Consider the following 13,366-nt stretch of genomic DNA (forward strand, 5'->3'; position numbering starts at 1 on the left):
TGACTTAGCGATGGTCGGACTCATCTGGCACTGGGTCATATCCGGTACCGCCCCACGGATGACATCGGCCAATACGGCGCGCGGTCAGCCAGGCGCCTTTGATGGCCCCGTGCTTTTCTAGCGCTTCAAGCGCATAGGCCGAGCAGGTAGGTTGATAGCGGCAATTATGGCCAACCCAAGGGCTGAAGATCAGGCGATAGGCCTTGACCGGCAGGGCAAAGACGCGCGCCAGCGGGGTCATTTCCGGTCACTATGGATTTTGCGCAGCGCATAGCGCAGATCGCCTAACAGCGCGTCATAGGGGCGGTTCGCCGTCACCTCGGCGCGGCCAATCAGGACATAATCCCAACCGTCGTGGCCATGCACCGGCAGAACGGCGCGTGCGGCCTCGCGCAGACGGCGTTTGGCGCGGTTGCGAGCGACGGCATTGCCCACCTTCTTGGAGCAGGTAAAACCCACGCGAATCCCCGATCCTTCGTCCAGGGTGCGCTTGCGGGCCTGTACCATCATCGACGACGTCCCCTGCCGCCGCGCGCGGGCCGCCTTCAGGAAATCGGATCGCTTCTTGAGGATGATCACAGGTGCAGACACGCAAACGGACGCCGCCGGAGGCTTGCTGGGCTGGACTGAACCATCCTCAGGGGCCTCCGGCGGCGTCATGTTCATAACCTGAAAGGTCGAGCGGCTTACGCGCTCAGCGACTTGCGGCCGCGTGCGCGACGTGCGTTCAGGATTTTGCGGCCGGCCTTGGTGGCCATGCGCGCGCGGAAACCGTGGCGGCGTTTGCGAACCAGGTTCGAAGGCTGATAGGTGCGTTTCATCGCTCCGTCTCCAATCTATAGCGGTCGGGTGCGGCGCAGATTCGCCTTGCCCTAGTGTTCGAAGCCCGTCCTCTACTGGGTGGCGGGGGGTAAGTCAAACCCTTAGGTGGGGGTTTTGCCGCCTTTTGCAACAATTCTGGTATCCCACCGGGACAAACGTTTCAAAATGACAGTGTTGCCCTTTTATTCCGTCACATTCCCTGTGGTCAAGATCAACGCCGCGTGAGGGGCCTGTTGCGCAGGCACTGGACAGCGCATGTTGTGTGCAGATGAAACGCACAAAACCGGACACAGACATGAGCGATACAACACAGGTCCCGCGCAGCGGGCTTGCGCGCCATATTCCCTTGCTGGTGATCCTTGCCGTTGCGGTGGCGGGGTTCTTCACCTTGGGCGATTACCTGACCTTTGAGACCCTGCGCGATAACCGCGAATCCCTGCTGGCATGGCGAGATGCAAATTACTGGGCCATGGCAGGTGCATTCGTGGTGATCTATATCGTGATCGTTGCCTTTTCACTGCCGGGCGCCGCCGTAGCCTCGATGACCGGAGGGTTCCTGTTCGGCTTATTTGCAGGCACCGTGTTCAACGTGTTTGCGGCCACCATTGGCGCATCGGCGATCTTTTTGGCGGCGCGATGGGGGTTGGGCGAATCTCTGACCGCCAAGCTGGAGTCATCCGAAGGGACGGTCAAAAAGCTGAAGGACGGGCTGCGCGAGAATGAAATCTCGGTCCTGTTCCTGTTGCGCCTCGTGCCGGTGGTGCCGTTCTTTGTGGCCAATCTGGTGCCAGCACTGGTGGGCGTCAAATTCCGAAATTTCCTGTTCACCACCGCGCTGGGCATTATTCCGGGCGGCATCGTTTACACTTGGATCGGTGTTGGTCTGGGTGGCGTGTTTGACCGGGGTGAGACGCCTGACGTGTCCCTGCTGTGGGAGCCGTTTGTAATTGGGCCCATCATCGGTTTGTGTGTGCTGGCGGGATTGCCCATCGTGATCAAAGCTGTGCGCGGCAAAAAGGACACCTGATCTTATGCAAGAATTGAAGACGGATATCCTGGTGATCGGCGCCGGGTCGGGTGGCCTGTCGGTTGCGGCCGGGGCCAGCCAGATGGGCGCGGATGTGATCCTGCTGGAGGGTCACAAGATGGGCGGAGATTGCCTGAACTTTGGCTGCGTGCCCTCGAAGGCGCTGATCGCCAGCGGCAAGGCGGCTTACGGGCAGGCGCATGCCTCGGCATTGGGCGTCGCGGATGTAGTGCCGCAGGTGGACTACGCCGCCGCAAAAGATCATGTCCATGACGTGATCGCGCAGATTGAACCGATGGACAGTCAGGAACGGTTTGAAGGCTTCGGCGTCAAGGTGATCCGCGAATATGGTCACTTCGTCTCGCTCACGCAGGTGCAGGCGGGGGACAATCTGATCTCTGCACGGCGTGTCGTGATTGCGACCGGTTCCTCGCCAATGGTGCCCTCGATACCCGGTCTAGATCAGGTGCCATCCTACACCAACGAGACGATCTTCGATCTTCGCGACAAGCCCGAGCATCTGCTTATCATCGGCGGCGGCCCCATCGGGATGGAGATGGCACAGGCGCATATCCGACTGGGCTGCAAAGTCACCGTGATCGAGGGGATGCAGGCTCTGGGTAAGGACGACCCTGAGGCGGCAGAGATCGTTCTGGATTCGTTGCGCGCGGAGGGCATCGAAATTCATGAACAAGCTATGGTGGCACAGATTCGCGGCGCGGACGGAAAGGTCGAGGTCGTGACCGAGACGGGCCAGATCTATACCGGCTCGCACTTGTTACTGGCCGCTGGGCGCAAGGCCAATACTGATCGCCTGAACCTTGAGGCGGCCGGGATTGAGCCAATACGAAACGGCATCAAAGTCGACGACGCGCTGCGCACCACGAATAAAAAGGTCTATGCCATCGGCGACGTTGCAGGTGGGCTGCAATTCACTCATGTCGCGGGGTATCACGCGGGCATCATCATCCGCTCGGCCCTGTTCGGTCTGCCCTCCAAGGCGAAAACCGCGCATATCCCTTGGGCCACCTATACCGACCCCGAACTGGCTCAAGTTGGTCTGACTGAGGCGCAGGCTCGCACGCAGCATGGCGACAAGGTGGAAATCGCGCGCTTTGACTACCACCACAACGACCGCGCCATATCCGAGCGCAAAACGAAAGGCTTCATTAAGGTCATGGTCGTAAAAGGCCGACCCGTGGGGGCCACAATCGTAGGGCATCAGGCGGGGGAATTGATCAACTTGTGGTCGCTGGCCTTGGCGAATAACCTGAAGATGGGACAGGTCGCCGCGATGGTTTCGCCTTATCCGACGATCGGAGAGCTTAACAAACGCGTGGCGGGTGCCTATTTCTCGCCAAGGCTGTTTGAGAATCAGACAGTTAAACGAGTGGTCGGGTTCGTCCAGCGCTGGCTGCCCTGACTGGGAGGAGAGTAAAAAGTGAACTCGCTGTCGGGCCGATTTCTGATCCTGACCACGGTCTTCGTCATGTTGGCCGAGATCCTGATTTTTGTCCCCTCGATAGCGCGGTTCCGCGAAGACTTTTTGTTGAACCGGCTAGAGCGCGCCCAGATCGCGTCGCTGGCGCTGTTGGCCGATGACATGCTGGCCGATGATCTCGAGGCCGAGTTGCTGGCCAATGCGGGCGTCTACAACGTTGTTTTGCGTCGCGATGAAGTGCGGCAGCTGATGCTGTCTTCCCCCATCCCTGAACAGATCACCAAAACTTATGACCTGCGCGACGCAACCCCGTGGATATTGATCCGCGATGCGGTCGCGCGTCTGTTCACTCCGGAAAACGAAGTAATCCGTGTGATTGGTGAGCCGGTCAAGGGCGCCGGTCTGTTGATCGAAGTGACCACCGATAGTATGCCTTTGCGCATGGCGATGACCGATTACGGGCTGCGCATTCTCGGGCTGTCTTTCGTGATCTCAATCATCACCGCCTTTTTCCTGTTCCTTGCCGTGCGCGTAGTTCTGGTGAAGCCGATCAAGGGCGTCGTTGGCTACATGCAGCGCTATGCCGGCGCGCCCGAGGACGCGCGCGGGATCATCTCGCCCAATTCCAAGGTGACCGAGCTGCGTGAGGCCGAGGAAGCGTTGCAACAGATGCAGACCGAACTGACCCACGCGCTGAAACAGCGCGAGCGTCTGGCGCAACTGGGCGGGGCGGTGGCCAAGGTTAGCCACGATTTGCGCAATATCCTGACCTCGGCCCAACTTTTCACAGACCGGATTGAATCCAGTGATGATCCTTTGGTCCGTCGCATGGCGCCTAAGCTGGTGAACTCGATCACCCGCGCGGTGTCATTGTGCGAAAGCACGCTGGCCTTTGGCCGGGCCGAGGAACCGGCCCCCACGCTGACGATGGTCCCCATGCGCGCCGTCGCAGACGATGTCGTTGCAAGCGAGCAGCTGGCCGTCGCAGGCGGGTGTGTCGAGATCGTCAACGAACTACCCGAGGATCTGATCGCTCGTGCAGATCCCGAACAGATTTTCCGGGTGATCATGAACCTTGTGCGCAATGCGCGTCAGGCGCTTGTGGCCGCTGGGAAGCCCGGTAGAATCACGATTGCCGGATGTGAATATGAAACGAACTGGTGCATCGAGATACGGGATAACGGACCGGGATTGCCGCCCAAGGCCCGCGAAAACCTGTTCACGCCCTTTCAGGGTGGCGTGCGCAAAGGCGGCTCGGGCCTGGGTCTGGCAATTTCGCAGGAATTGGTGCGCGGTCACGGCGGCGACCTCGTTCTGGCCGAGACGGGCCCGATGGGGTCTACCTTTGAAATCCGCCTACCGCGGGGCGATGTGACTTTTTAAAATATTTTTGCAGAATCGGCTTGCACGTCCCGAACACGAGGTCTAAACAGCGCCTCACCAACGCGGACCGATAGCTCAGCTGGATAGAGTACTTGACTACGAATCAAGGGGTCGGGGGTTCGAATCCTCCTCGGTCCGCCATTTGGTACTGAAAACATTGACGAAATTCCGATCAACGTTTTCCTGCCCCTGATCTGCCACTAAATTCGAAACGCTTGCCGGTTTACCCCTGCGATGCCGAGTGAGTCCGAATGTCGCACCCCACCCCCCGGCCTCACCCGGACGCCGCACGGTTTTGTTTATACCCCACGCATACCAAGCGCGGGGTATCTGGACTTTTTGACTGATAGGTCAGGTGAGATATGGCCACTCCCGCGCGGCTACAAACTCGTTACGCCGAGAGTACATCAGCTGCTTGGCCATTTGGCGCACTTAGCACGAAAGACCGCTTTGAAGTCCACGCAGACACCCGATCCATTCCGATGATTATCCGCAATGCGGACTTTGCAGCCATCCGCATTCTTGCTCTAAAGGACCACAATCAGCCCAAAGCGGACCTTCAAAACCGAGTTTGCAATGTCCGAGAGGCGAACAAGTCCGTTCATTCGCATTTACCGCTGCAATACCCGCAACCGGCCCGGCCGGGCATTTTCGGCTAAAAGTCCATTCGAACAAACCTTAAAGCAGTTTGTTAATTGGGTTTTGAGACAAATACGCTGGTTTCAGGGTTCAGATCATCATTCGGGTCTGTCAGAATACCAGCCGGGAAAGACACCGAGATAGGTCGATCCTTTGTATCAAGGCAGAGCATGTGGTTATTGTCCCCGTCACCCAGATCGGCAAGCGCGGCGGGCGTAACTGTGCGTTGAGATCCTTCTTCGGCCTCTACGATGATACTGTACAGATCACGTTCCACATCGCCAGGTTCCTTGCCGTTCGCCAGCGTAACGCCACCCGCCCAAGTTACCCGAATGGCCTGTACGATGTTTTCAATTGGACAAAGGCTTCCTCTAGTTCGGCGTGGCCCCAAGTTTCCGACCAAAGTCCAATCCTCGACAACCTCGGCAAGGATCATTGACGGCCCGTCTTCCAGCGGAGTCACGGCGACAGTGGCACCGCGAAAATCAAGTGTTCCAACGATGGAATGAAGGTGTCCAATAACTTCGACTGCAACCGGTGGATCCTCGGAAACGTTCCCAAAATCCCCGATGAGAAGCACCGTGCGCAATTCACCGGGATCGGTAGCAGGCAACGCTGACGCGCAATGCATTGTTCCGATCTGGCCTGACTTTGTTACGACTCTGAAGTCGCCAGCCTGCAACGTTTCCAAATCTACCTCGGTTGTAAAGATGACAGGCATCCCGTCTTTGCTCCTAGAACCTCTGCAAATGAGATTTGCTACACGAGGCAACGCCTCGAGCCCGTGGAACGCGGAAAGCAACTCGGCATCTTGTCCTCCTGCTGAATTCGGCAATCCGAGGTTTGGGGTTGTATCTTCAAGTTCTCGACTTGAAACGTCTTGCGCGCGCGCAGCCGCTCCCGACAAGACAAACGCAGTGGCAAGTGCAAGCAATCTGATCGCTTGACTCCATTTCCTAAACTGCTTCAGCAATTAGGTTTTTCTCCATTTTTGGTCCGCGGTGCTGCGGGCTTTCGAGCTGTTACGTGTTGGAGTTTTACAAACACACGCAAACAAGTTTGGTCTAACTTGCTGCTATGCGGTCGCCAACAACGCATCGGAAAGCTCGTATTCCGAAAGGGCCCCTGGTGCACCTATTGCAACAAGCCTTGTTTCGGGTTTTCGGTGGCCCCATGCGCCATCCCTTGCGATGTCCATGCGTTTTCCGACGACCTGTACAAGAATGCGATGATCTGGATCCTCCTCGCTAAAAACAAAGCCCTTGAGGCGATAAACGTCGCCAGGAAGCTTTCGAATTGCACTCCGAAGAGAAGACAAGCTTATCGGGCTTTCAGCTTTCATCATAGTTGTTGAGAAGCTTTCCGAGTGATCAGAATGGTGGCAACCACAATCCGGTCCATGCTCGTGATGATCGGGTATTTCTGTTTCGAGCTGTTCGGCGGCAAAGCGGCCAACAGAAAGAAGAATATCCAGTGGGACATCCGCATTGACAGCTTCGACAAGACGATACCGACGGAAGCGAGACCCGAGCCAATCGTGCACCCTTTGAACAGCCGCCCTGTCGACGAGGTCGACCTTGTTCAAAATAACCATGTCCGAGAACGCGATTTGACGGAGCTTCAGTTCCATTTGTTCCGGCGCAGAAAAGAGCTGTTCAGCATCGACCAGGCACATAAGGCTGTCCAAGCGGATCATGTCCCGAAACTTCTGATCGGTGAATGTCATTGCAATTGATGACGGGTCCGACACTCCGCTTGCTTCAAGGACGATGTATTCCGGTTTCTCGGGCCGGGCGAGAACGGCCTCTACCGTTTCGATCAGGTCATCTCGGATCGAGCAGCACACGCAGCCATTTGCCAAACTCATCACATCATCTTCGAGACCGACTACCAAGTCGGCGTCAATGTTTATTGTTCCAAAGTCATTCACCAGAACCGCAACCCGCAACCCGTGATTGCCGGTCAGGATGCGGTTCAAAAGTGTTGTCTTACCGGCTCCAAGAAAGCCGGTAAGGATCGTTACAGGGATTGCGGATGACGACCCAAATTCGATCATGCCGTTACTCCGCCTTCTTCTTGCGATTCGGGATGACGTCATCGACCTTGATTACGAAATCGCTGGGCCACTCGGGATCGGGAGCACGGAATACGTCAGCTGGATAGTATTCTTTCGGATCGATCTCCATATCGCGGTATTTCTGGTCCTGCTGTTCGGCACGTGATGACCGCGGTGCTGGCGGCTTGATTTCATCCGGCAACGTGATCTTGCCTTCTGCTTCCATCTTGCCCAATTCGCGGAATGGCGCGACCGAACCAGATTTTCCGGGAAGTGTCGCCTTTCGATACCAGATTGCATCTTTGGTGACGTTGACGACGGCGACGTCCAAACCCCAAGCGAACAGCCCATCATAGTGGGCACGGATTCCCGCCAGCATTTCGGCATCGATATCCTCGTCTTGCGTATAGTGGGTTACCATTGCAAGCCGTGGGCGCGCCTCAGCCATCATCTTACCGACCGCATAGTGCGATGTATGATGCGTATCGATTGTGTAGTTGAACAGCTCTTGCGGCAGGCCGTACTTGTAGGTCATCAACTGACCGATATCCTGTCCGGACATTTCGGTCACAAACACATCGACGCCTTTTCCGTATTCAAGGCTCAGTTCATCGGGACGTCCATCGCCGGTCCAAACAAAGCTAAGCCCGTTCCAATCCAACCGATATCCGACAGCGCCGTCCTTGGCATGGCTGCGCGGCCAGGAACGTATAGTCACGCCATCTTCATCATAGACGATGCCACCTTCTTGGCGGAAATCGAATTCATTGACTTCGATCTCGTAGCCATCGCCGATTGGGAAAACATCGAAAGCTTCGAGATGCCATTTGAGCATCTGCTGCATGCCTTTCACCATTCCGGCAGTACCAAGCTCGGGTGTCCGACCAGAAGGGCCGTGAATGCGCAGCGGCGTGTATCCACCAGACCAAGCCCGGAACGGGTAGATGTAAGGGATGTCTGCATAGTGGTCGACATGCAGGTGTGTGATGAAGATGTCGTTGATCAACTGCCCCGGAACCTGCATCCCGATAATGTTGCGGACGCAGCCCGAGCCGAAGTCGAAGAAGAAACGCTTTCCGTTACCCAGTTCGACCATGATACAGGTGCCAGCCTGATCTTCGCGGGGCGGAAATGGGGTGGAACCACAGAACGATATCCGCATTTCGTCGGGCCCGAGGTCCTCGGATAGCGGGAAATAATTCGCGTTCGAGCCCGTCATGTATTTGGTAGGACGGAAATACTCTGGCAGAGTGATGCCCCCGGCAGGCCGACCGCCGTAAGGGTTCTTTAGACTTTCGCCTAATGGCCCATCACCGGGGTGCGCCTGTGCAGTTCCTGAACCGTAACTAACGGCACCGGTTGCGACCGCACCTGCTGCCAGTCCCTGCATAACGTGTCGCCGGGAAGGGTTTTCAATTTCGTCAGATTTCTGGATCTGTTCGTTCTTAAGTTCTTTGCCGTTGTCTTCTTTTGTCATGACTGTGCCCTTAGTTGGAAATGCTACGAAGGTTGCGCTTCACCATCCGGCGAAGCTCGTTCACGAGTTCGGATCTGATGTGGGCCCATTCCGCGCGCTCTGAGGCTGTGATCGATACATCATCTAGCAACTCGGAAGCTTTCTTCAGGTCTTCGACAACCTCTTTGAGCAACGCATCCGTTTCGATACGCCCTGACAGCGCATCGGACAGTTCTGGAATCTCTTCTTTCAGGTCCACCGCCACTGGATAAATCCCGGCTCCCACTGTCTATTCTCACATCGAGATGAGTGTGGTTGACCGCGCACGCCAAGTGAGTCACCGTGAGTTGGGGGTGAGTTTGCCTTGAACAAAGCTAATGAATTGCCGATAGATCAACATGTTGAGCAGCCATCGCCGGATCTTGTCCGGGAAGCTCTCGAGCGCGTTGTATCGAGCGACGAGTTTCAAGCTTCGCCCCGTCTCCAACAATTTCTTACATACGTAGTCGAGGAAGCTATCGCGGGTCGTGGTCCCCAGATCCGAGGCAAAGCTATTGCCGTAGAGGTCTATGGGCGGCGTATTGATGGCAGTGGCGGCCAAAACCTCGTTCGCGTCGAAGCAAGGCGACTGCGTCGGCTGTTGCGCGAGTTTTACGAAGATCAATGGGACGGCGAGGGTGTTCGCATTTTTGTTGATCCCGGCGGATATAAGCCGCGGTTTTCGCAAGGAAGAAACACAGGAAGCAACGACTCAACCGCTAAGGACAGCGATCTGATTGGCGAGAATCGACGTCTGGTACAACTGGTGCCAATTGGGCTGGGTTGCCTAGTGTTGATTGCGGTGACAGGCTTGTGGTTCACGCGGGATAACAAGGCGGTTTTGCCCACAACTCCATCCATCGAACAGGCTGAGCGAACTGCTCTTGGCGAGCAGTCTTTGACAAGGCTTCAAGCGGCTAATCTTGCGGATCAGGCCCGAGGCATGTTTTTTCCTGTTTTCGACGTCAAGCGCCAGCAAATAGCACTGGGAATGTTTCAGCACGCCGCGGAACTCGACCCCGCACTTTCGGACGGTTATGCCGGATCGGCACAGGTCCTGGCGACTTTGGCCATGCTGTCCCCTGATAAAGCGCAAAGAGACGACCTCTTTAGCCAAGCTTCCGAGATGTCGGAAAGAGCGCTTGATCTATCTCCCACTGATGCGTGGGCAAACGGTGCACATGGTTGGGTATTGGCTACCCAAAACCATCCAGTCGAGGCTATGAAATACGCAAGGCTATCGGTCGAGCTTGCGCCGAATGATGGTCATATTCTGGATCTTGTTGGCATCACTGCCATCATGGCGGGCACCCCAGATCTTGCGGCTGAGGTTAGCGATCCAGAAAGACTCAGGTCAGGATCGGGCCGCTTTGGCGCACGAAATATTTGGGGCGTATCGCAACTGATGCTCGGAAATTACGAAGGCGTTGTGGACGCCTTTAAAGGAGCGCCCGCAGCCGGTGCGCCTGTAAGTGCTCCTTCTCTCCTGTTCCAAGCCGTTGCGCAGGATCAGTTGGGACATACCGAAGAAGCTCAGCGACTTATCACCGAAATGCGCAAAACGTGGCCGGAGTTTCCATCTGAGTTTCTCGCCGGCAGGATCTTCCACAATAATGACGCAACGCGGCAAGCGATACTTGATACTCTGATCAGATACTGATGAAACGCGTCGCATGGTTGGGTATGCAAAGTCTGCTTTCTGCGCATTGCTGTCATTGGAGCTTCGCGCAGCATCAGTCAATTTTGGGCTCGATGCTAAAGTTCGCCTGCATATCCTGAAAGGCCGCTATGCGGACAAAGCGGTCTGTGGTTCTCCAATCAAATCGGCCGACCTTGGGTTTACAGTACACGGTTGTGGAGAGTGAGAAGGATTAGTTGTCTTCACTTCCGGAAGTATAGTGTCTCAATTGGCACCCTTATTGCATGCTGAGCAGGACGTTATGGCTCACGAGCGTCCAGATACCCTCCGGTTAAGCCCTTTTGAGTGTCAGATGGTATCGTCCCAAAATTAGGTTGTTGGTTGTTCGGGTGCGTCACCTAGAGCCAGCAGCAAAAGAATAGCCAAAAGGGGTGATCCAACCAGACCGATCAGGAACCAGATCAAACCGGATCGGTTGCGCCGCCCTGCCATCGTGATCGGCAGGACATAAAGCCAGATCACGACAACCAGCAAGATGAGCATAAAAATCAACTGGATAACTGGTGCGTCCATGAAATTTTGCCTTTCGTATCTTGACGCCATTTTTAAAACGGCTGATCCGGTTAGATAGACAATGGCCCGAAAGCGTTTTCGGGTATTAATTTAGCCCAACATGGGGCCCGGGCGTCCCAACCCTCTCCCTTTGGGTTCCTTGGCTATCAGACAGTGCCGTCCAAATGTTTGGTGCTTTCTGGGTCACAAGGTAGCAAGGTCGGCAAAACGGATAAAGTGGGTGTTCAAGGAACCTTTTAAAGCGCCTTTTCAATGAACTTTGAAAAAAGCTCACCCTGCGAGTTGATCCTAAGTTTCGCGTAAATGTTGCGTCTGTGGATGCGGACTGTGCCTGGAGAGATGCCGAGAATTGTGCCAACAGCTTCTGCCGAATGGCCCTTCAATGTGAACTCAACGACTTCTCGTTCTCGTGGCGTCAGAACGCCATCGCCAAATGCCTGGAATGCTAGATCAACGCGACGACTAACGCCATTCGCTGCGGCGCCTCGGGCCATCGTTGGAAAGTCACTCCAATGTTTGCAACAGGCTGCCCGAACGAGCGGCCATAGAGCGTGCAAATGACGAATTTCCTTGGCGGAAAAAGGCTTCTCTGCTCGCATGAGCGAGACCACAACCATCCCAGCGCCTGGGATATCGATAAAGTAGCCAATCTCCTCTGCTAACCCAGTCCTTTTGTAATAGCTGCGATAGTATTCGCCCTGATAGAACCTGTCCGGTGCGATATCGCGCATGCGGTACAGACCCGGTGTTATTGGCTTTGTCGCGGCCAAAAAAAATGGATCAAGTACGTAGGGCCCGGCTTGGTAGTCCTCAACAAAAATACGCCGTTTGCTTTTGGGGAAATCGTCGTGAAGGTCTATTGGTGCTTCGGTTCCGACATGGCCAAACACCACCGTAAAATCAAATGGTGCGACCTGCCGTATGCCATCTGCCAAAGCACATGGAAATTCTGGGGTTCCGATCTTCTCCACGACCCTGCCGGCCTCTTCCATCCAATCGTACACGCGCCGCTCCAGATTTTCGAAAAGCACCTCTATACCCCAATTGTGGTATATACAGTTATTCCGAGTTATTGTTACTTTTTCCTTGTTTGAGTGGTATGCCAACAAATGCCAAAAAATCAAGCAAAAGGAAAACGGCAGTATATGAGCTTTGACATGAGCGTCACCATGCAGACGATTGCGGAACTCCGAGGAGTGACCAAGACCTTCGGGAATGTGGTCGCCGCCAAAGACCTGAATCTTTCCATTGGGAAAGGAGAGTTCCTGTCGTTCTTAGGCCCATCTGGTTGTGGCAAAACCACTGCGCTTAGAATGTTGGCAGGTTTCGAGAAGCCAACCGAAGGTCAGGTGTTGCTCGATGGAGAAGTCGTCAACGACTTGGATGCGCACCATCGCCCAGTCAACATGGTGTTTCAGCACTATGCTCTTTTTCCTCACCTAAGCGTGTTCGACAACATCGCGTACGGCCTGCGCCAACAACGACCACGCGTAGACAAACAAACAATCGCGACAAAGGTTGAGCAAGCGCTGGAAACTGTCCGTCTTGGTGGGTTTGGCCCACGTCGCATCTGGGAGATGTCTGGTGGGCAGCAGCAACGCGTCGCTTTGGCGCGTGCGATCGTAAACGAGCCCAAGCTTTTGCTGCTTGATGAACCAATGGCTGCTCTGGATCGAAAGCTTCGAAAAGAAATGCAGTTTGAACTGCAGAACCTGCAACGACAACTGGGAATAACTTTTGTCCTCGTCACGCACGACCAAGAAGAAGCGCTTTCAATGTCCGACCGAATTTGTGTGATGGAAGGCGGCAGTATTGTGCAGGTTGGCAGCCCACGCGAACTCTATGACATGCCCCGCAGCCGCTACGTGGCTGGATTTGTAGGCACCTCAAATTTCTTTGATGCAACTGTGACTGTCTCAGCAGCCGACCAAATCACTGTGCGTTTAGCGAGTGGCCAAAAGGTGCACGGAACTCCGGAGATTCCAATAGAAGCAGGGCAGGAAGTGTGCGTTAGTATCCGTCCTGAACAGATCACGCTGACCCGCGCGCTACCCACAGCTGAAATCGCTCTGCCAGTTACCATTCAAAATCGGATCTTCCTTGGGGAGCACACAGAATACCTTGCGCGCAACGAAGCACTGGGTGATTTCCACGTACTTGTGCCAAGGCAAGCGGAATTGAACGAGGGGACGTTCAATGCAGGAGAGCAGGCCTTTGTTTCATGGGGCGAAGGCGCACTGCTGATCCTGGAAAAATAACAAATCCCGCAATCCAACAACAGAGAGGTTCAC

14 protein-coding genes and 1 tRNA gene are annotated in these 13,366 nt (G+C 55.4%); 6 read left to right on the plus strand and 9 right to left on the minus strand.

Features of this window, described 5'->3' with window-relative positions; all coding sequences use genetic code 11:
- Positions 1-4 precede the first annotated feature (4 nt).
- Genes yidD through rpmH form a run of 3 tightly spaced genes read right to left on the minus strand, consistent with a single transcriptional unit; the run spans position 5 to position 821 of the window.
- Complete coding sequence (yidD, locus tag GOV79_RS16320; RefSeq protein WP_170773663.1) at positions 5-241, minus strand: membrane protein insertion efficiency factor YidD; 237 nt, start codon at positions 239-241, stop codon at positions 5-7.
- The gene (gene rnpA / locus GOV79_RS16325) at positions 238-660 is read right to left on the minus strand and encodes a ribonuclease P protein component (protein WP_170773665.1); all 423 of its coding nucleotides are present in this window, start codon (positions 658-660) and stop codon (positions 238-240) included. Before rnpA ends, yidD begins: the two co-directional genes overlap by 4 nt.
- 26 nt (positions 661-686) lie before the next feature.
- A complete protein-coding gene (gene rpmH, locus GOV79_RS16330) occupies positions 687-821 on the minus strand; it encodes a 50S ribosomal protein L34 (protein WP_005980833.1) in 135 nt (44 codons plus the stop codon).
- A gap of 296 nt (positions 822-1,117) precedes the next feature.
- Between rpmH and GOV79_RS16335 the strand changes: the two genes are divergently transcribed.
- The 4 genes from GOV79_RS16335 (at position 1,118) to GOV79_RS16350 (ending at position 4,814) form a co-directional block, all read left to right on the plus strand.
- Positions 1,118-1,849: a TVP38/TMEM64 family protein gene (locus tag GOV79_RS16335; protein ID WP_170790539.1), complete on the plus strand. Its 732-nt coding sequence runs from the start codon at positions 1,118-1,120 to the stop codon at positions 1,847-1,849.
- A gap of 4 nt (positions 1,850-1,853) precedes the next feature.
- A complete protein-coding gene (locus GOV79_RS16340; protein ID WP_170790540.1) occupies positions 1,854-3,272 on the plus strand; it encodes a dihydrolipoyl dehydrogenase family protein in 1,419 nt (472 codons plus the stop codon).
- 18 nt (positions 3,273-3,290) lie between these two features.
- Positions 3,291-4,673: a sensor histidine kinase gene (locus GOV79_RS16345; RefSeq protein WP_331252682.1), complete on the plus strand. Its 1,383-nt coding sequence runs from the start codon at positions 3,291-3,293 to the stop codon at positions 4,671-4,673.
- 64 nt (positions 4,674-4,737) lie between these two features.
- Positions 4,738-4,814 (plus strand) — tRNA-Arg (locus tag GOV79_RS16350).
- A 550-nt stretch (positions 4,815-5,364) separates the two neighbouring features.
- Here the strand turns inward: GOV79_RS16350 and GOV79_RS16355 are convergent.
- From GOV79_RS16355 to GOV79_RS16370, 4 genes are all read right to left on the minus strand, one after another.
- Positions 5,365-6,033 carry a hypothetical protein gene (locus GOV79_RS16355; protein WP_170790541.1) on the minus strand — a complete coding sequence of 223 codons (669 nt, stop codon included), beginning with the start codon at positions 6,031-6,033 and terminating at the stop codon, positions 5,365-5,367.
- Positions 6,034-6,387: 354 nt separating this feature from the next.
- The gene (locus GOV79_RS16360; protein ID WP_170790542.1) at positions 6,388-7,368 is read right to left on the minus strand and encodes a CobW family GTP-binding protein; all 981 of its coding nucleotides are present in this window, start codon (positions 7,366-7,368) and stop codon (positions 6,388-6,390) included.
- Between the two features lie 4 nt (positions 7,369-7,372).
- On the minus strand, positions 7,373-8,845 hold the full coding sequence (gene gntH / locus GOV79_RS16365) for a guanitoxin biosynthesis MBL fold metallo-hydrolase GntH (protein ID WP_170790543.1): 1,473 nt from the start codon (positions 8,843-8,845) through the stop codon (positions 7,373-7,375).
- A gap of 10 nt (positions 8,846-8,855) precedes the next feature.
- The gene (locus GOV79_RS16370; RefSeq protein ID WP_170790544.1) at positions 8,856-9,089 is read right to left on the minus strand and encodes a hypothetical protein; all 234 of its coding nucleotides are present in this window, start codon (positions 9,087-9,089) and stop codon (positions 8,856-8,858) included.
- A 99-nt stretch (positions 9,090-9,188) separates the two neighbouring features.
- Here GOV79_RS16370 and GOV79_RS16375 point away from each other — a divergent pair, with 99 nt between their 5' ends.
- Positions 9,189-10,523, plus strand: a complete 1,335-nt coding sequence (locus GOV79_RS16375) for a hypothetical protein (protein ID WP_170790545.1) — start codon at positions 9,189-9,191, stop codon at positions 10,521-10,523.
- Positions 10,524-10,871: 348 nt separating this feature from the next.
- Here GOV79_RS16375 and GOV79_RS16380 read toward each other — a convergent pair whose 3' ends face one another.
- On the minus strand, positions 10,872-11,075 hold the full coding sequence (locus tag GOV79_RS16380) for a hypothetical protein (protein WP_170790546.1): 204 nt from the start codon (positions 11,073-11,075) through the stop codon (positions 10,872-10,874).
- Between the two features lie 236 nt (positions 11,076-11,311).
- The gene (locus GOV79_RS16385) at positions 11,312-12,079 is read right to left on the minus strand and encodes a helix-turn-helix transcriptional regulator (RefSeq protein WP_331252683.1); all 768 of its coding nucleotides are present in this window, start codon (positions 12,077-12,079) and stop codon (positions 11,312-11,314) included.
- Positions 12,080-12,232: 153 nt separating this feature from the next.
- Between GOV79_RS16385 and GOV79_RS16390 the strand changes: the two genes are divergently transcribed.
- Positions 12,233-13,333, plus strand: coding sequence for an ABC transporter ATP-binding protein (locus GOV79_RS16390; protein ID WP_237218044.1), 1,101 nt, complete (start codon positions 12,233-12,235; stop codon positions 13,331-13,333).
- Positions 13,334-13,366: the final 33 nt, after the last annotated feature.

Source organism: Ruegeria lacuscaerulensis, assembly GCF_013034745.1.
Taxonomy (GTDB): Bacteria; Pseudomonadota; Alphaproteobacteria; order Rhodobacterales; family Rhodobacteraceae; genus Ruegeria; species Ruegeria lacuscaerulensis_B.